Genomic DNA, 18,124 nt, shown 5'->3' on the forward strand with positions numbered 1-18,124 from the left:
GAAACGTAAAAACTGTTTATCTATATAAATTATTATCAAACCAACTCTTTTAAAAATTCAAAGTAATTATCATGTATAACACCTCTACTATATTTGAATTTTGATACATTCGAATTATACATTACACTTAATGCATTGTACTTATCATTTACAATATCTTTACAAAAAAACCAAAAAAGAACACCTTAATTCGGTGCCCTTTTTACAAATATCAACCTTTATGTAATTGAACATATAGATAACAGTAATCCCCCAAATGAAATTGCTCCTAGTAAACCTACTACAACTCCTGTTAAACAAATACAATCAGCAAGACAAATAGAAGACTGCGATAATGGAACAAATGACCTACTTGTACTCGAACCATATTGTTTTATTTTCTCATAATTCACATCTAACATTAGATGTAAACATGTTACACCATCCTCAATAGTATGTAGAGGTTCTTTTTCTAATCGCTCCAATAATTTACTATCAAAAGCAACTGCTAGAGAGTACTGCTTATCCGATTTCATATTTTGATAAATTAGTTGCAAACGAGATAATATATTGTTTTTCTTCTTTTCAGATGTTACTGTACATTTCATTTTATTAAATTCATTTAATAACAGTGTCAATTCATCTCTTTTTCCGTATAAATCTTTAGCTATTTTTCTCTTTAGTTTATACGAATGGAAAATAGATTTTAGTTCAACCATATTCATACACTTCCTAATTACATAGTATTTACCCTATTATTTTGTAGATAAACAGTACTTTTTAATCTTATTTAAAATACACTTAAGCAACTTCATTTACTATCGATTAACATTACATTAACCTTACACGGTTGTAATAAAATCATTAGCTAGAAGGAAGCAATGCCTAAACTAGACAGATATTTGATGATAAAACCATAAGAAAAAAGCAATGATTAGATTTTAAATCTAGTCATTGCTTTATCCATCACCTGTTAATTACATCTATATATCTTATTGTTACTCTTTCACTTGAATGATTGAATATATCCATTAATAATGGCTATATTCTTTGTCGGCACGTACATATAACTAATGTTTTTTTATTGATAAAGTGAAACTTTAATCAGCTCTCACCAATCGGGCTTTTATGGGCAGTCCGCCACCTAACTTCTCTTTGCTCTCGCTGAATTTTTTTGGGGATGTTACTGCCCGCAACTAGCAAGATAGATGTTATCAATATTCATACGTTACAATAGTACCAGTAGTATCAGTAAAACCATCAAAACAGTTAGAGCAACCACCACAGCCTCCACAGCCGCCACAACCGCCACAGCCTCCGCAACCAAAACAACCGAAGCAACCAATACAACGGAAGCCACCACAACGGAAGCCGCCACAACGACCTCCACCACAACCGCCACAACGACCACAACCGCCACAGCGACGAGCAGCATCTTCAATATAGTAATATGGATATTGGTTTTGCTGGTCCCAATAGACAATATTTCCAGACCGGTAATCATTAAGGCTTAACGCTTGTAGTTCTTGTTGAAACTGATTCATTTTCATAACCTCCGTTTATAAAATACAACCTCATCGATACTTCCCTATATTCCTGTTCGTTACATCTAAGTAGAAATAGCGCTATAAACTAAGTTCAATACGTACACCAACAAAGTATGACTTATCACTAGATGATGCACCTTGTTCATATACCTATTTTTACTATGGGCTCATTTTTATAAAGTGAAACTTTAATCAGTGGGGTTTTGTTCATCCCCTACCTAACTTCTTTGCTTCCGCTGAATTTTGAGGTGGGGGGCTTACTGCCCGGCAAATAGCGGGATAAATAAAAATTTAAAAATATGAATTCTAGCGTCATATCTTCATACTTACTAAGTTCAATTAATTTCTCAATAATTATGATGCCATGTCCTATATATTTCCGTCTGCTGCTTAGATTTTTCTGTACTGTAAATGGCTTTCGCTATAACACCTCCAAGTGACCGGTTTCTATGACGGATATGAAATTCCAACAAAAAAAGCCCTAATTAGGGCTTTTCATTCTATTTCTCCAGCAAAACTCTCTATGAAATTGCTAATTGAAAAAAGACACACTTAGATTGATGCGTCTTTTTGTGATGCCTCTTTTGTGAAATCATATAAAGCAATTGCGCCTAAAAGAACAAGTATACCTTGAGGAACATCTAGCAAAATAGTTTTCCAAATTTCTGGAATTACCCATTTAATATCTGCTGCTGTTTCAAGATATGTTTGGAAATAGCTGATTGTAAAATTAATTATCCCTAAAAATACAAACAACGATAAACCAAATCGAATTAATTTCTTATTTGTAAACATATAACACCTCTCAAAATTCATTGGATATTCCTGCTTTTGCTTCTTTATATTTCTATATCTTTATATCTAATTTTAACACATAAAGAACTCAAAAAAATACGATATGCATATTTGCATATCGTATTAACAACACTCCATGATAATTTAGGAATTCCTGCGAAGAAAAAACAACTCCGTTACAGCTAATAGCTCGGGTTTCTTTTCTTATTTAACTTCATACCACCAACATTTACGTTCTTTAATTGTAAAATAAATGTGACAGAAGTTTATCCAGTTAATGCGTAGACAAGTAAATGAGCTAAATTATCGATATTCTATTTCGCCATATCCGTAGCACTAATAACTTTACGCAAATTTGACAAGAAAAAATATATAGATAGGTATGATTCAGACCTATCTATAACATTACTTCTATTCTTTATCCAATTACGTCTTTTACGTCTGTATCCACTGGCCACTTTTCTAATGTATAAGCCATTTCCCAAAATGAATATTCATATTGACTGCTAATAATAAAATGCTGTTTCATACGTTTGCGGTCTGCCTCTGTTACTTTTTCAGCGATAGTATCTAAACGTGTAATTTGTTCTTCAACTAGCGTACGGAACCAATCAGATCCATAAGCAGAAATCCATTCGTTATAAATTGGCTCTTCCGGCTGGCACTCTTTTAAGCGTTCGCCAATTTCATAATACAACCAATAGCAAGGTAAAATTGCTGCAATGGTATCTCCTAAATGCCCTTCATACGCAGCACGATACATATGTGAAGTATACGCATATGCAGTTGGCGCAGGAATAAAATTATCTTTTTCTTCTTTCGTTATCCCTAGTTTTTTAGCAAAATTCTCATGTAAAGATAACTCGGCCTCATATGTATTTTGAGCATGATGTGCCATACGAGCTGTCGTCTCTAATTCAAGAGCTTTTGCAGCTCCTAAAGTTTGTACTCTAGCAAAATGACTCAAATAATATGAATCTTGAAGCACATAATAGCGAAAACTAGCTAAATCTAATGTTCCTTCACCAAGTTTTTTTACAAAAGGATGGTTAAAACTCGCTTCCCAAATTGAATCTACTTCTTTACGTAATGATTGTGAAAAAGTCATTTAAATCCCTCCAATAATGTATAAAATATAAGTATTTATCCACAATTATTAAAGCTGTAAAATAAAAAAACTTTCTTTACAGGCGTAAAGAAAGTGAAATTGACAGTATTTATTTACTCATTAAATAGCAACGTCTTTCCCACTTCCCTACGCTGGCATTAACCAGATCAGGTACTAAGAGTCTCAAAATCACATTTGATCTCAGCCTATAAAAGGCCCCCCTAGTGGATAAATATTTTGTTTTTATAATGTATTCATCATAGCATACTTCGTGAAACTGTCAAAAAAATTCGTTATATAATCTCCTTAAAACCCTTCTTCTTTTCTAACTTTTAATGATGTTTCAATAATCATATCTAATAGTTTGCTATAACTAATTCCCGCTGCTTCTGCACTTTTGGGCAATAGGCTTGATTGTGTCATCCCTGGTAATGTATTAATTTCCATTACATATGGAATTCCGTCCTTCACCATCATATCAACTCTTGCATAAACACTACATTTTAATGCTTTATAACAAGTCAGTGAAGCTTTATTTACACGTTCCTTAATTTCTGCTGGAAGTTCGATAACTTCCTCAACGGTACTAGTATCATCATATTTTGCATTGTAATCAAAGAACTCGGCTGCATGTCGAATTGAAACTATAGGTAACTGTTTTCCATCCAGAATAGAACATGTAATTTCATCACCTTTTATATACTTCTCAATTACTACTTCAGAATCCCATTCGAATACAGTTTCTAGCATTGAGATCAATTCATTTTTATTGTAAACGATTTTCACCCCGACACTCGATCCGCCAGAGTTTGGTTTTACCACTAATGGAAATCCTAACTTATCTAACTCATCAAGATTTAGATCCTCCATTTTTGTAAGTTCAATCCAATCTGGTGTTTCTACACCTTCATAACGTAAAATCTTTTTCGAAATATTTTTATCCATACATATACTGCTAGATAACATATTACTTCCGCTATAAGGAATCCCTAAACTCTCCAGTGTTCCTTGAACTGTCCCATCTTCTCCGTATTTTCCGTGTAATGCGAGCAATGCAAAGTCAATGTCTTTCGCTTTTTCAATTAAATCCATTTTTTCGTTTAATGTAATTGGAACTATTTCATACTTATTTTTATCTAAATGAGCAATCATTTCATTCCCCGTCATAATTGAAACTTGTTTTTCAGACGATACCCCGCCCATAATAACACCGATTTTCATTTTCTCAACTCCAAATTTCATTTTTTAATGTATCACCAATTATTTTAATTCCACGAACTATTTCTTCTTCTTTCAAGCGCGAAAACCCTAATCGGAAAGTGTTTGCTCCTTCTCCATCAGAGTAAAAAACATCTCCAGGTGAAAACGTAACGCCTTTCTCATAACACTTTTGTAAAAGTGTGCGGGCATTCATATGCTCTTCTAGCTCTATAAATAAATGAAGTCCACCATCTCCAGTCATTCTTTTAAAAGGAATGTACTGGTTACATGCCCCGACAGCTAACTCATATTTTTTCTTATAAACAGATCTTGCCTTTTTTAAATATTTTTCAAAATATCCCTCATGTAAATATTGAAACAGAACAGCTTGATCTAGCGTAGATGTGTGAATCGTTCTTGCTCTTTTTACGCTTTCTAAATAATGAATCAGCTCTTTATCTGCAATAATCCAGCCTACACGTAAACCAGGGAAAAGCACCTTTGAAAAGCTACTAATATAAATCACATTATTGCCAGCTCCCGCAAAAGTTAATAATGGAGCTAAATGTGAACCTGAATAACGTAATTCTTCATTAAATCCGTCCTCTATAATAGGAACGTTGTATTTTGAGAATAACCTCATCAATTCCGTTCTTTTCTCTGAACTCGTAACAATACCGGTTGGATTATGATAAGAAGGAATTAAATAAGCAAAATCAAAATCTTTTTCACGCAAACTTTTTTCAACTTCATTCGTATCAATACCATCCTCATGCATATCAATCCCATGAACTTCAAGTCCATGTAAACGGAAAAGCTTAAGTGCAGCATGGTGAGTTGGATTCTCACAAATGACACGACCGGATTTTTTTGATAAAGAAGAGAGTACAATATCCAATCCTTCTGTAAATCCATTTGTAATTAGAATATCTTTATTCGAAATGTCTACACCTTTCATTTCCATGTAATGAAGTAAATAATTCATTAACGGTCTATATCCCTTTGCATATCCGTAGTTCAATACGATGTCCCCTTCAATGGACATACGAGTAAGAAAAGCTCTTTTGAAATTTTCAACATCAAATAGCTTCTCATCCGGGGCTATACTATTAAAAACAATCATTCCCTTTTCCCAACGAACACCATGTTTCATTAAATCTAATTCGTCCGCTAATGCGGTCACTGTATTAAGTTTATTTTTCCAATCTATTTCAACAGACGAAGTGTTAGATATATCCACCTTGGCAACAAAGTTCCCTTTTCCTTTAACTGCATAAATGAGTCCTTCTTGCTCTAAATCTGCATAAGCAGCGAGTACAGTGTTTCTACTCACACTTAGTAATTCACTTAGTTCCCTTGTTGATGGGATTTTTTGATCCCCGAGCAAATGCCCTTTCATAATCATTTTCTTCAAATAATCTTTCAATTGAATATAAACGGGACGTTCTTTAACAACTTTAAAATCCTTAAACAATTTCTTACCCCCTGCAATCATTTTTGCATATTTATTTCATTCTCAAAAGGTCCACGGCATATGTATTTTTTATAAAGGGCGGTACGGTCTTACAAATCTTTTCGATATAAGTTTATTACATCTTTTAAAGCTGCAGCTGCAGCGCCTCTTGGATTAGAAGCCCCACCAATTGTAGTAACTTGTCCCATCGTATCTGTAAAGAACGTAATTCCTTTTTCGGTTCCATTTACTTTTGCTAACGGATGATCTTTTTCTATTTGGCACGGTTCAACATTTAAATTCACATTGCCTCCCTCATCCTTATATGTTGATGCTATTAATTTAATAATTTTATGTTGTTCCTTAGCATTTCGAATTTGCTGTTTTGTAACGTGCTCGATTCCTTTTATATGTATATCAGTAAGTGTTTTCTCTGTTTCCATTAAGCTGTTTGTCAAAAGTAACAATTTACACGCACTATCTGAACCACTTATATCTAATATAGGGTTTGTCTCAGCAATTCCTTTATTTTGTGCTTCTTTCAGTGCTTCTTCAAATGTCATATCTTCCTCATACATTTTCGTAAGAATATAATTAGTTGTTCCATTTAATATTCCTTCTATTTTTTCAATACTGCAACCGGCTAAACTAAATTGTCCGATATCTAGTGTCGGTAGTGCAGCGGCTGTTGCACCGCTATATCGAATTCGTATATTTGCGCCTTTTGCTGCTTCATTTATTTCTCTCCAATTTGTAACGAGCGCACCTTTAGAAATTGCTACTATATCCATCTGTTTTTCAATCGCTTGTTTCATATATTGTTTCCCTGGATTTCCATCTTTAAGATTTGTAACTGTTGATTCTACCAATACAGTACCACTTATGCTAGTTGTTGCACGTTCCTTCGGATGATACTCTAAATATTTTTCAATTGCAGCGGTACCGCCACCATACATTAATAAATGATGAAGTGATAAGCCGTCTTCATTATGTATTGCAATATTTCTCCCTAATACGCCGCTTACAACTAATTGAATCCCATATGTTTCATATATATATGAATATTTTTCATTTAATAATTTTATAAACTCTCTGCCTACTGTTCCGTATCCTGATAATACAACTTGAATTTTCATAATATCCCCCCATATTTTTCTACCAAATCCCTCTTTCAATATAATATAAAGCGCTCTCGAATTCCATCGAGAGCGCTTTATTATTACCTATTTCGGTAAACGTGATAGCTTTTCAGCAATTGTTCTATAAAACTCTTGAATGCTAGAAAAACCTAACGAGTCTGAAACACTTAACCCTATCATGTCGAGATGGTCCCAATTCGCTTTTGTTTCGATATGATTCCATTTTCCAATCTGTAATGACTCATTATTATTTACAGTAACATTAGAAGATGGTGCAATCATAGAATTTGTATTTACTACACCATCATTTTGCCACCAAGAAGTATCAACTAGCGGACGGTTTTCTTCATATCTCGCATAAGAACCTAAGAAAAATGCATTTCCCATTAACACTTTATTCATCGTTATATGAGGCAAATGTAAACCTGTTATAGGTGCTGCTTGTGATGCATGTCCACTATAGGATAAATAATACACATCTGGTTGCGTCTTTACCCAATTATTTAACTCCTTTGCACCATCTGTACTTAAATCCCATTGACTTATATCTTTTGTATTTTTCCAAAGTGAACTATTTAGAATACGATTACTATATTGGAAAAAGGACTCTCCAGCATTCTTCTTTATACCCCATTGATCCAATTTAAAATCATATAATGATAAATTATTGTTTCCTCCAAAGCTTGCAGCTGTAATGAGTAAATCTTTAACAAACGGCAGTAGAAGACTACCATCCGCAAGTGTTGTACCGTTGTGAGGGGTTGCTAATGTTGTAACACTATGAACGTATGATTTTCCGCCTTCAAATAGTGGTGATATTTTGGTGTCTGGGTGATTTTTCACATAATTCTTTTCTTCAAAACTACCTTCTTTTAATAGCTGTACTAATGTTCTAATCGTTTGTCCACCCATGCTATGTCCAACTAAATGAACTTTATTTGTTTCACTCCAATTCGGCGCAAAACCACTATAAGTTCTGCCAAAACGATTATGTCCATGTTTCTCAGCATGGACTGCACCATAGTCTACTGTCCCACCGCTAATTTGTGCATACAATTCACATGCACGATCCCAGTTACTAGAAACAGGTCCAACAGCTGCGGTATGTACCGTATAACCATTTCGTTTCAAATCTTCCTGTATATCATGAACACCACCCCAATATTTTACGCCAAGCATTTCTTCTCTACCCCATCCAGCAAATCCATTCACCAATATGATAGGATAATTATTTTGTTGCCTCTCTTCAGCGTATGATATTTTCGCTGCGAATGAACATACGGTCACTAATGCAAAAAAACATATTTTTAAAAATAACTTCCCCATACTTTCTCCCCCCTAATAAAACGTTTACATTTTTCTTCCTGAAAAAATTAACAGAATAATTTAACAACTTAAACATAATGTAAATTATTTTATATACATTGTATATATAGAAAACATATACAACTGTTGATAAATATTAATTCAAGCAAATATTTACTTTTTACAATATAACTTGTAAATCTATTTATTTAGATTTATAATTAGATATAGTTTCCTCATGTTAAAAAGATTTAAAAACCATAAGAAAACTAATCTCATTGCTTGAAAAGGAGGAAAAGGCATGCAAATCGGATTCAATATTCATACATTATCTCAACCTACTAAAATAACTCCATCTCATCTTGAGCATAATACTATCTCTTCTACTAAACTTGAAGATAAAAAATCAAATGATTCCATCAAATTTGATATTCGTTTATCTGAAAAAGAAATGAAACAACCTGAGCATAAATTTAATGAATTAGATTTATGGAAGATGCTAAAAGATAAAGGTGTTCCTTTATGGATTATACTTGAAATGCTACAAAAGGCTCGTAAAGAAAAAGAAGCACAAAATAATTCAGTTCAAAATTCAAATGCGATTGAAGAAACGAGTGAGACTCGATTAAATGAAGTAATGTAAGTTATTTAAACGGTATTAAAAAGAGCTCGAGGTTGATAAAGTATCCATCAACCTCGAGCTCTTTTTTAAGATTTTTCTCCAATCGTTACAAACTGAATTGATACCTCATCTCTATAACCTTCAATTAACTTTCTTACTTTTACTTTTTCATTAATCAACGTATTATCTGTCGATATTTTAGGGTTTTCATCACCTAATGACTTTTTCAAGTGTAGAAGTTGCATATTCGTTTCATTTGCTTTTATTTCTTTATACACACTATTTTTCACCACAACGATATACCATAGTGCTCCATAGTCACGTTTATTGCCAAGCCAAGCATCACTACCATATGTAACAGGTATCTTGTTTCCTTCTATTTCAATACTTTTTATATTCTTTTCTTCTTCATTTATAAATAATAGGGAACTTTCTTTTGGAAAATTCGGCAACGTATCTAACGTTTTAGAAAGGGATGCTTGATCACGTTTACGAAAAAGCTTTGCATTCATCATCGCTTGTGCAGTAGATTCATTTATTATCAGAACCCTTTTTTGGTCAAATCTACCTGTTTTCACTGCAAAAGCTTCCTGTTCTTTCGTGTTTTCCTTATAACGATTCATAATTGCTCCAGTATGATTCTCATCTCCAATGATTAACACACCGTTAGCTGGAAATCTGTTTTCGTTTTTAGAGCATGCACTTACACTTAATAACAATAATATACTTAATATGAAAATAGATAATTGTTTTTTCATCACAGTTCCTTCCATAACTTCAAATTGTTTTTTTACATGCTTTTCTGCAATCTTACTTGCTGATTTTCTCTATTGTTCCATTGTCTTATGAAGCTTTTGTAAATAACGCCAACGAGTTATAAAGAAATATAAAACTTGTATACATATAAATGAAATTAAAATGACGATAGAGCTATTTAGAATAGAAAAATCGACTAATTGTTGTAATGCCATATAAGCGACTACAGTATGTATTACTGCAACGACAATTGGTAAGAAAAACATTAATAATAACTGTCTCGTTACAACTTTCTTTAGCTCCCGTTTACTTAACCCCATTTTCGAAATCATTTTATACTGCTGTTGATCACGATTCAAATCAGTATATAATCGGAAATAAATAAAACTAGCAGCAAATGTGAAGAAAACGATTCCGACTAAAACACTAGCCATAAGTAATAACCCATTCGTTTGTTTTGCACTTAACAACTCTATTGTTAGTGCTCTAAATTCAAAATGTATATCTCTAGGTTCTTGATCAAATATATTATTTAATTGGTTTGAAACCTCTTTCGTTTTTATCCAATCATCTACAACAAATCCGTAAGTACGATATTGAATAATATCTTCATTATCTGGACCACTATTAAGTGGAATTCCATCATATACATGATCTTGAATAGCAATATATATCCCTTTCGTATCATGTGGCAAAACTAAATTATCGACAGTTTTTTTCACATGAAATGTCTTTGTCCAATCGCCTTGAATGACTTCAATATTCTTCTTATAATCACCATTTTTAAATTCTTGTTTTTGTGATACCATTCCAGGAATTAATAACATTTCATCTTCTTTTTCAATCGTTTCTTGTTGATACCCTAGCGCTCTCGCAAGTTCGTTATATTCACTTAATTTCATTACATATACATTACTTTCTGTATATATATATGAAGATGAAGCCATTCGATACGGAATATTAGCATCAGCCAGATGGTTTTTTATAATAGAGAGATGTTTATCCGCTATTTTGTTGTTTTCAGGAGCCATGTATAGTAATGTATACGGATTCGTCATCCTTACTAAATCTTTATTTCCAAGAGCAGCTGTCGTGCCAATTGCTGTAAAAGCAACTGCTGATATAATAGATACTATAAAAAACATTGTTGCATTATCTTTCATACGATAAATTAATTCTGAAAATGTTAGTATATTTGTTCTCTTTAAAAAGAAAGTTTCTCTCCTTTTAGCAAGATGCAATATATAAACGCTACACTGTGTATATAAAAAGTACGTTCCAATAATCACCAGGAATACTCCTATTCCTAGCACAATAAAACTATGATTTGGGATAAAGCGAAATACTAAAATATAGCCATACCCTATACTAAATAAAGAAAAAATTGATAATAAAATTGACGATTTTGGTTCAGGTTTTGGCTTTTCTCCTGCTTGAATCAGTTCCACAAGCTCTGTAACTTTTATCATTTTAAATGTTACTAGCGAAACAATTAAAAATAAGAACAGAAATGTAATGATTGTTAATAATACAGCCTGTACTGGTATATAAAAAGGCAAGCCGTTACTAATCATTAATACACTTGCGCTTATTAATAAAACTAGTTTAGAAAATATGAGTCCAATAAGAATACCTATACATATTGAACCAAAACCAATTAACATATTTTCAATTAACAATAACTTTTTAAGCTGTCTCATTGACATACCTTGCATCATTAAAACGCCAAATTCTTTCTTACGCGTTTTTAAAAACGAACTAACTGAATATAAAATGAAGAAAAATGAAAATACAAAAATCAATCCTTGCGAAACTGAAAATCCCAATGTACCAAATGCACTTATTGTTGCACTTGTCGATTTCAACTCACCTTGTAAATCAGGATGAAATAATAAAAGAGCATACGTAAAGAAAATCATAATAGAAAATGCACTACTTAAAAAATGAGCAGCATATGTACGCTTATTGCGAAAAATATTATTAAATGCGAACTGACGAAAAGTCATGCCTTTTTCCTCCTAACAAAGAAAGGACATCCATAATCTTTTGATAAAAAGTTTGCCTACTTTCACCACAATAAATTTCGTTATATAGTTGACCATCTTTAATAAAGATTACTCGGCTGCAAAAGCTCGCTGCATACGGATCATGTGTAACTAACATCATCGTTGCTTTTTCTTCTTTATTTAGAGTATCAAGCATCTCCATTACATCATTTGAAGATTTAGAGTCCAAGTTCCCTGTTGGTTCATCTGCAAGTAATAATTGCGGCTTATGAACGATCGCACGAGCGATTGCTGTTCTTTGAGCTTGTCCCCCTGATATTTCAAATGTTCTTTTATTCAAGATATCTGTAATATTTAACTTCTCTGCAATCTCTTCCAATCGCTTGTTCATTTCTTGCACGGAAACACCATCTAAAGTCATCGGCAATACGATGTTTTCTTTTACAGTAAGTGTGCTAAGAAGATTAAATGATTGAAAAACAAATCCTAATTGTTTTCTGCGGAATAACGCTAAATCTTCTGATGATAATTGGAAAGGATTTGTGCCATTTATTAAAATTTCTCCCGATGATGGAGAATCAATAGTAGATACCATATTTAATAACGTTGTTTTTCCACTACCAGATGGCCCCATAATCCCTACAAATTCACCTTCTTGAATTGATAAATCAATATCAACTAATGCTTTATAAGGTACTTTCCCTTTATATACTTTACTAATACTTTTTGCATGTAAAATTTCCATGTATATTCTCCCTTCATTTGCACGTCTCATAACAGAGTGTAAATGAATTGTCTTACAGCTCATATTGATTCGTCTTTCATTTATCTTACACGCTTGTAAGATTTCTAAAAAAACTGATAATAAAACTTTTTTTAAACTGAAATTAACGCATAACTATCTTATAATAATTGTATAGTAGCAGGAAATACAAAGTATATGAAACCTTTATTATATAAATGAGAAAAGACCGATTGCTTTATCGGTCTTTTACTACCCAACGTTATATTTTTATCCACTCAGATCTTCTCAATATATAATGATTATATATTTGATTTTCTATCCTCTGTTGGCTCTTATAAATAAACCCACATTTTTCAATAACTTTATTTGATGCTACATTGTTAATTAAAGCAATTGCGTTAAGGACATTTAAATTTGTTTCTTTAAACAAAAAGTCAATTAAACCTTTAGTCGCTTTTGTAGCATAGCCATGATTTTGATGTTCATTTGAGATAGCATACATTATCTCTCTGTTTGGTGAAGGGAGTTCTTCTTTCATACCTGTGCAGCACCATCCAATAAATTCATTTGTGGTTTTCTTAAATATTCCTAGTCTTAATATGTGATCATCTATGTTAGTCGTAGTTCTCACTGCATGAAGAAACGCTTTATTTTCTGGTATTTCATAATTTACAACCCAATTAACCCTTTGTTCTTTCGTCGATTTCCAGTCCGGTAAAAACTTTTCTATTTCCGGTTGATTGGATATGTTATAAATACTCTCTGCATCTTTAGTGGAAAACTCTTGTAAGTAAATTTCACCACAATCTAGCCTAAATAACTTAGCGGAATTTTCTATTTCCATGACCATCCCCCATTGCCATCAACCTAAGCTTTTGAGATACCCCCATACCGAAATTTTCACCTTTTTACAGTTATTTATGAGAATTCAGCTCATTTTTTCGTTTTCGGGAACAATCAATTTCTTAAGTTGATGGGTATGTGATAATGCATCCATTTGAACAAATTTTCCTTTTCCATACCGATCACACACCTTTTGTAGAGTAATAGTATCAGCATATCCCAGTTTAAGAAGCTGATTACGAAATATTTAGAATTTTTTCGCGAGAATCCTCCGAAATGTAATACGGACTTTAAATATTTTCATTTATAATTCTCTATTTGTCTATACTTTTCATACCGCTGTTGTATAAGCTCTTCCGAGGATAATAGTATCAATTTTTTCAGAGATGATTCGATTACAGATTCAATCACTTTTGCCTGTGATTTTATATCATTTTGTGCTCCACCTTTAATTTCAGGAATGATTTCATCAATAATTCCTAAATGTTTTAAATCTTTTGCTGAAATTTTCATATGTTCAGCAGCTTCTGGAGCATACTTAGCGTCCTTCCATAGGATAGATGCTGCTCCTTCTGGCGAAATTACCGAGTACCATGAATACTCTAACATATGGATATGGTTACCGACACTAATGCCAAGAGCTCCACCACTTGATGCCTCTCCAATTACAATACAAACAATTGGCACTTTAAGTGTAGCCATTTCAAATAGATTTCGAGCTATCGCTTCAGAAATTCCACGTTCTTCAGACCCTTTCCCTGGATAGGCGCCTATTGTATCAATAAATGTAATAATAGGGCGATTAAATTTATCAGCTTGTTTCATAAGTCTTAGCGCTTTTCTATAACCTTCTGGATGTGCCATTCCAAAATTTCTTTCTATATTTTCCTTTGTATTTCTACCTCTTTGATGACCAATAACCGTAACGGGCATCCCTTTAAATTTTGCAATACCACCTATCATTGCTTTATCATCACCATATAATCGATCACCATGAAGTTCGAGAAAGTTTGTAAACAATAAAGGTATATAGTCCAATGTCGTGGGCCGGTTACGTAGCCTTGCAATTTGAACTCGTTGAAAAGGTGTAATATTAGAATGAATTTTATCTTGCATTTTATTTAAACGTTTTTCTAATACATGAATTTCTGGCGATAAATCTACATTATTTTCTTTCATAATTTTCTTTAATTCATCAAATTTCTCTTTTAATTCAATAATAGGACGTTCAAAATCCAAACTCATTTTACCCTCCAAATGTTATGATTTACCTCACTCTAATCAAAAGACTTAGAAATAGAATCAATAAATAATTCAAAACCATCCACAACTATTTTTTGTTCTGATTCTGATAAATTATTGAGAATACTTTGATAAAATGTAATGGATTGCTCTCTTAAGCAATTAACAGTTATGTGACCTTTTTCTGTGAGGTGCAGAAAAAGTTCTCTTCTATTTTTTTCATTTACTTCACGATAAATAAGCCCCTTTTTTACTAACTTATCTACCAATCTACTTACAGTTGAAGTCTCTAATCTAAGTTTATTGGATAGTTGCCAAACAGTTAATTTTTCCACCTCTAGTTCCTCTAACGCCATCATTTGAGAAGTTGGTAAAGGTTTTTCAAATAGCCCATTGGGCAAATTTTGAGATTCAAAAACCCCAGTTATTATAATCATTTTCTTAATATCTGTTCTTAGTTTTAAGGCATCTTCTCTTTTCAAATAGGTCACCCTCCTACAACTAATGTATCATACATCAATTGTATTATACATGAATATGTTTTTTTCACAAGCTTAACGTAAGCCAATATTACAACAATGGTACGTTAAAAAAGCAAACGGAATACATCCAGCTTGATATGACACAAATGCTGTCTGGTCTAATCCCTGGTGAAACGATGGAAATCCCCGAGGCATACATTGGTCAAAATCAGAAACTTCCAGCACGTGTTATTATCCATCGTTTAACCGATGATCAAACGCAAATACGTCTGAAAAACCAAGCAATACGTGAAAAGAAGAAAGGCATTGTCATGAAGGATAAAAGTAAACGTTTAATGAGCATGAATGTATATATCACGAACACGTCGCTAGAAGAAGTACCGACGAACTACGTGCATTCATTATATTCACTTCGTTGGCAGATTGAAATTTTGTTTAAAACGCGGAAGTCATTCTTTGAAATTGATGAATGTAAAAATATAAAAAGAGAACACCTAGAGTGTCATTTATATGGGCAACTCATAGGTATTCTCCTTTGTTCTTCTACAATGTTTCAAATGCGACAGTTTCTGCTTGAAAAGAAAAAGCAGGAACTGAGTGAATACAAAGCGATTTATATGATTAAAGATTACTTTCCTTTACTGTTTCAAGCGATAGCCGTTGGCACAGAAGAACTTTTAAAAATTCTGCATCGCCTTTATCAACTGCTCAAAAAGAACGGTCGTAAATATCATAGACATAAGAATATGAACGTCTTTGATATTCTAGGGATTGTGTATAACACGACGGTGAAGCATAGACAAGCTGCCTAGCGAAAAATCACTTTTTAATAGGCTTCTTTAGCATGCCTACTTTTTTATCACTTACTAGTTTTGAAACAAGAAGCATTTCGTATCTAGTAATTTACTTGATTAGCTTGATGGGAATGTAACCATCCCCCTTAATCACGTTTACAAATACATTATAGTGCCTTAATCTGCTTCGTAAGTTCCATAAACCGTTCATCCAGTGCTTTATATTCTTTGTCGTTAGAAGTTAAAAAGCTTAATTTCCCTAGTACTTCTTGTCTCTCTGTTTCTAACGTTAAACGTAGCTCTTCAATATCATCTCTTGTTTTCGTAGGTTCTTCTAGCTGCTTTTGTATCGTATTGTTTGAAAACACGAGTTTTGTGTTAGTTGTTTTCTCCAAAAAATATCGATCGTGAGATACAATTACTAATGTTCCGTTATACTCAGCTAATGTATTTTCAAGTTGTTCACGTGAAGGTAGATCCAAGTGATTCGTCGGTTCGTCTAAAATGAGTACATCTTTTTCATCTAAAATATAAGCCATTAGCTTACATTTTACTCTTTCTCCCATACTCATATGCTCAATCGGCTCTTTCCATTGAGAAGCTTGGAACCCTAAATGTTTCATTAAATTTTGGACTTTTCCTCTTTCTTCAAACGTCTCTTTAAAAAATAAATTTTCTGGTGTTTTATCAAGCGGTAAATCAAAAACTTCTTGTGTTAAATAGCCGATGTTCGCAGATGGTGAAATCCATATTTCTCCTTCAGCAGTTTCCGTTCCCATAATCATCTTCAGTAATGTTGTTTTCCCACTACCGTTTGGTCCAACAATCGCAACTTTCTCACCGTGCTGAATTGTAAAATTAACGTTTTCAAATAATACTTTCCCATGAAAGTCTTTTTTTAATTGCTTCACTTCTAAAAAACGTTTTCCTACTTTTTTGTTCGCTTGAATAGAAAACTCAACTGAATACTCTTCTTTCACACGTTCTACTTTCGCTTTCTCCAGCTCTTTTTCAAGTCGTTTTCGTTTTGACTTCACTTGTGCATCCATTCGCTTCGCTTTTACACGATAGAATTCTTTCACACCTTCTTGTTTTGTAGACTGTGCGTGTGCCTTTTGTGACCATGAACTCAATTCTTTTATATGTGTTTCTACTTGTTCTATCTTTTTTTGCTGCTTTTCATATTCACGCTGCTGCGACTTTCTTTTTTGCTCACGTGCTTTCATGTAGCTCGTATAATTACCACTATGCTCAATTAATTTTTTGTCCTCAATTGACCATATTTTTGTTGCGACAACATCTAAAAAATATCGATCATGCGATACAACGATAACTGTACCTTTCATGTTTTTTATTTGTTTAATGAGAAATCCCGTACTGATCTCATCTAAATGATTTGTCGGTTCGTCTAATATTAAGACATTAGGATTTTCAGCAAATCCTTTTGCTAATCGAATTTTCAGCTTTTCACCACCACTTAAAGTATGAAAATCGTTCGTTGGCACGCCCCATTTTGCAAGAAGTTCTGCTTCTTTTGCAATTACATCATTACTAATAAAAGATTCTATTTCTTGCTCAACATATGCTGTTGTCATATTCATTTGCATCCATTCAACAGTACCTTTTGAAGGTTCAATCTTCCCATTTATTAATTGAAGTAACGTTGATTTACCAGCACCATTTTTACCGATTAATCCGATAACATCCCCTTGTTTTACTGTCACATTCATTTTCTCTAACAACATATTTTCTTTTATTTCAACATAAACATCATTTAATTTTAATAGTTCTTTCATAAATACCGATCCCTTTCATTAAGGGAGAATAAAAAATCCTCCCAAATAAATTTGGCAGGATTAGTCATTACATTATTTATACCCAAATAAGCTATTGCGCAATATAAATAGCAATACCGTTGTATGGAAATTGGGCAGACTAATCCTATTTTTTAGAAATTGAAATTTATTGAATTTCAACATTTAAAAATAAGATTAGTTAATCATCGTCCACCCATCATTCCTTTCCGTCGTTAATAACCATATTGTACCATACTAGTACTGTATGAGTAAATGCAATTATATGTGCTGTTAAAAAGATTGCTTTCTTTT

16 protein-coding genes, 2 pseudogenes and 1 riboswitch are annotated in these 18,124 nt (G+C 32.9%); of the genes and pseudogenes, 2 read left to right on the forward strand and 16 right to left on the reverse strand.

The annotated features are described in order from the left end of the window. Window positions 1-218 precede the first annotated feature (218 nt). The 9 genes and pseudogenes from DN401_RS02020 to DN401_RS02060 form a co-directional block, all read right to left on the reverse strand. Window positions 219-704 carry a homoserine dehydrogenase gene (locus DN401_RS02020; RefSeq protein ID WP_127063977.1) on the reverse strand — a complete coding sequence of 162 codons (486 nt, stop codon included), beginning with the start codon at window positions 702-704 and terminating at the stop codon, window positions 219-221. A gap of 209 nt (window positions 705-913) precedes the next feature. Next, a pseudogene (locus DN401_RS30440) lies at window positions 914-1,048 on the reverse strand (site-specific integrase); the annotation flags it as partial. A 145-nt stretch (window positions 1,049-1,193) separates the two neighbouring features. Next, window positions 1,194-1,523: a heterocycloanthracin/sonorensin family bacteriocin gene (locus tag DN401_RS02025; protein ID WP_113710692.1), complete on the reverse strand. Its 330-nt coding sequence runs from the start codon at window positions 1,521-1,523 to the stop codon at window positions 1,194-1,196. Window positions 1,524-2,078: 555 nt separating this feature from the next. Beyond that, a complete protein-coding gene (locus tag DN401_RS02030; RefSeq protein WP_002082716.1) occupies window positions 2,079-2,342 on the reverse strand; it encodes a DUF3937 domain-containing protein in 264 nt (87 codons plus the stop codon). 397 nt (window positions 2,343-2,739) lie between these two features. After that, window positions 2,740-3,429, reverse strand: coding sequence for a thiaminase II (gene tenA / locus DN401_RS02040; protein ID WP_000144518.1), 690 nt, complete (start codon window positions 3,427-3,429; stop codon window positions 2,740-2,742). Between the two features lie 127 nt (window positions 3,430-3,556). Continuing rightward, window positions 3,557-3,662, reverse strand: a riboswitch (TPP riboswitch). 73 nt (window positions 3,663-3,735) lie between these two features. Continuing rightward, window positions 3,736-4,650 carry a D-alanine--D-alanine ligase gene (locus tag DN401_RS02045; RefSeq protein WP_002164531.1) on the reverse strand — a complete coding sequence of 305 codons (915 nt, stop codon included), beginning with the start codon at window positions 4,648-4,650 and terminating at the stop codon, window positions 3,736-3,738. A 4-nt stretch (window positions 4,651-4,654) separates the two neighbouring features. Then, window positions 4,655-6,103 (reverse strand): MocR-like pyridoxine biosynthesis transcription factor PdxR, encoded by a 1,449-nt coding sequence (pdxR, locus tag DN401_RS02050; RefSeq protein WP_000471644.1) that lies wholly within the window; start codon window positions 6,101-6,103, stop codon window positions 4,655-4,657. A gap of 89 nt (window positions 6,104-6,192) precedes the next feature. Next, on the reverse strand, window positions 6,193-7,218 hold the full coding sequence (locus DN401_RS02055) for a homoserine dehydrogenase (RefSeq protein WP_000701757.1): 1,026 nt from the start codon (window positions 7,216-7,218) through the stop codon (window positions 6,193-6,195). Window positions 7,219-7,305: 87 nt separating this feature from the next. Beyond that, window positions 7,306-8,547 carry an esterase/lipase family protein gene (locus DN401_RS02060; RefSeq protein ID WP_000517070.1) on the reverse strand — a complete coding sequence of 414 codons (1,242 nt, stop codon included), beginning with the start codon at window positions 8,545-8,547 and terminating at the stop codon, window positions 7,306-7,308. A 280-nt stretch (window positions 8,548-8,827) separates the two neighbouring features. Here DN401_RS02060 and DN401_RS02065 point away from each other — a divergent pair, with 280 nt between their 5' ends. Then, complete coding sequence (locus DN401_RS02065) at window positions 8,828-9,169, forward strand: DUF3914 domain-containing protein (protein ID WP_001165456.1); 342 nt, start codon at window positions 8,828-8,830, stop codon at window positions 9,167-9,169. A gap of 65 nt (window positions 9,170-9,234) precedes the next feature. Here the strand turns inward: DN401_RS02065 and DN401_RS02070 are convergent, their stop codons facing one another. The 6 genes from DN401_RS02070 to DN401_RS02095 all read right to left on the reverse strand — a co-directional run bounded on the left by DN401_RS02070 (window position 9,235) and on the right by DN401_RS02095 (window position 15,222). Continuing rightward, window positions 9,235-9,906 carry a lipoprotein BA_5634 family protein gene (locus DN401_RS02070; protein ID WP_127063976.1) on the reverse strand — a complete coding sequence of 224 codons (672 nt, stop codon included), beginning with the start codon at window positions 9,904-9,906 and terminating at the stop codon, window positions 9,235-9,237. Between the two features lie 69 nt (window positions 9,907-9,975). Further along, on the reverse strand, window positions 9,976-11,910 hold the full coding sequence (locus DN401_RS02075; protein ID WP_000144159.1) for an ABC transporter permease: 1,935 nt from the start codon (window positions 11,908-11,910) through the stop codon (window positions 9,976-9,978). Then, window positions 11,885-12,655, reverse strand: a complete 771-nt coding sequence (locus DN401_RS02080; RefSeq protein ID WP_000404283.1) for an ABC transporter ATP-binding protein — start codon at window positions 12,653-12,655, stop codon at window positions 11,885-11,887. The genes DN401_RS02075 and DN401_RS02080 overlap by 26 nt, the downstream gene beginning before the upstream one ends. A 259-nt stretch (window positions 12,656-12,914) precedes the next feature. Next, window positions 12,915-13,499, reverse strand: coding sequence for a GNAT family N-acetyltransferase (locus DN401_RS02085; protein ID WP_000402112.1), 585 nt, complete (start codon window positions 13,497-13,499; stop codon window positions 12,915-12,917). Between the two features lie 299 nt (window positions 13,500-13,798). Continuing rightward, complete coding sequence (locus DN401_RS02090) at window positions 13,799-14,743, reverse strand: acetyl-CoA carboxylase carboxyltransferase subunit alpha (RefSeq protein WP_000050722.1); 945 nt, start codon at window positions 14,741-14,743, stop codon at window positions 13,799-13,801. Between the two features lie 32 nt (window positions 14,744-14,775). Then, window positions 14,776-15,222: a MarR family winged helix-turn-helix transcriptional regulator gene (locus DN401_RS02095; RefSeq protein WP_000817658.1), complete on the reverse strand. Its 447-nt coding sequence runs from the start codon at window positions 15,220-15,222 to the stop codon at window positions 14,776-14,778. Between the two features lie 83 nt (window positions 15,223-15,305). On the opposite strand from DN401_RS02095, the pseudogene DN401_RS02100 reads away from it, so the two are divergent. Next, a pseudogene (locus DN401_RS02100) lies at window positions 15,306-16,034 on the forward strand (IS4 family transposase); the annotation flags it as partial. Between the two features lie 149 nt (window positions 16,035-16,183). On the opposite strand, the gene abc-f reads toward DN401_RS02100, so the two are convergent. Then, window positions 16,184-17,812, reverse strand: coding sequence for a ribosomal protection-like ABC-F family protein (abc-f, locus tag DN401_RS02105; protein ID WP_000661372.1), 1,629 nt, complete (start codon window positions 17,810-17,812; stop codon window positions 16,184-16,186). Window positions 17,813-18,124 lie beyond the last annotated feature (312 nt).

The sequence above is a fragment of the Bacillus sp. BF2-3 genome, assembly GCF_008368795.1.
Taxonomy (GTDB): domain Bacteria; phylum Bacillota; class Bacilli; order Bacillales; family Bacillaceae_G; genus Bacillus_A; species Bacillus_A cereus.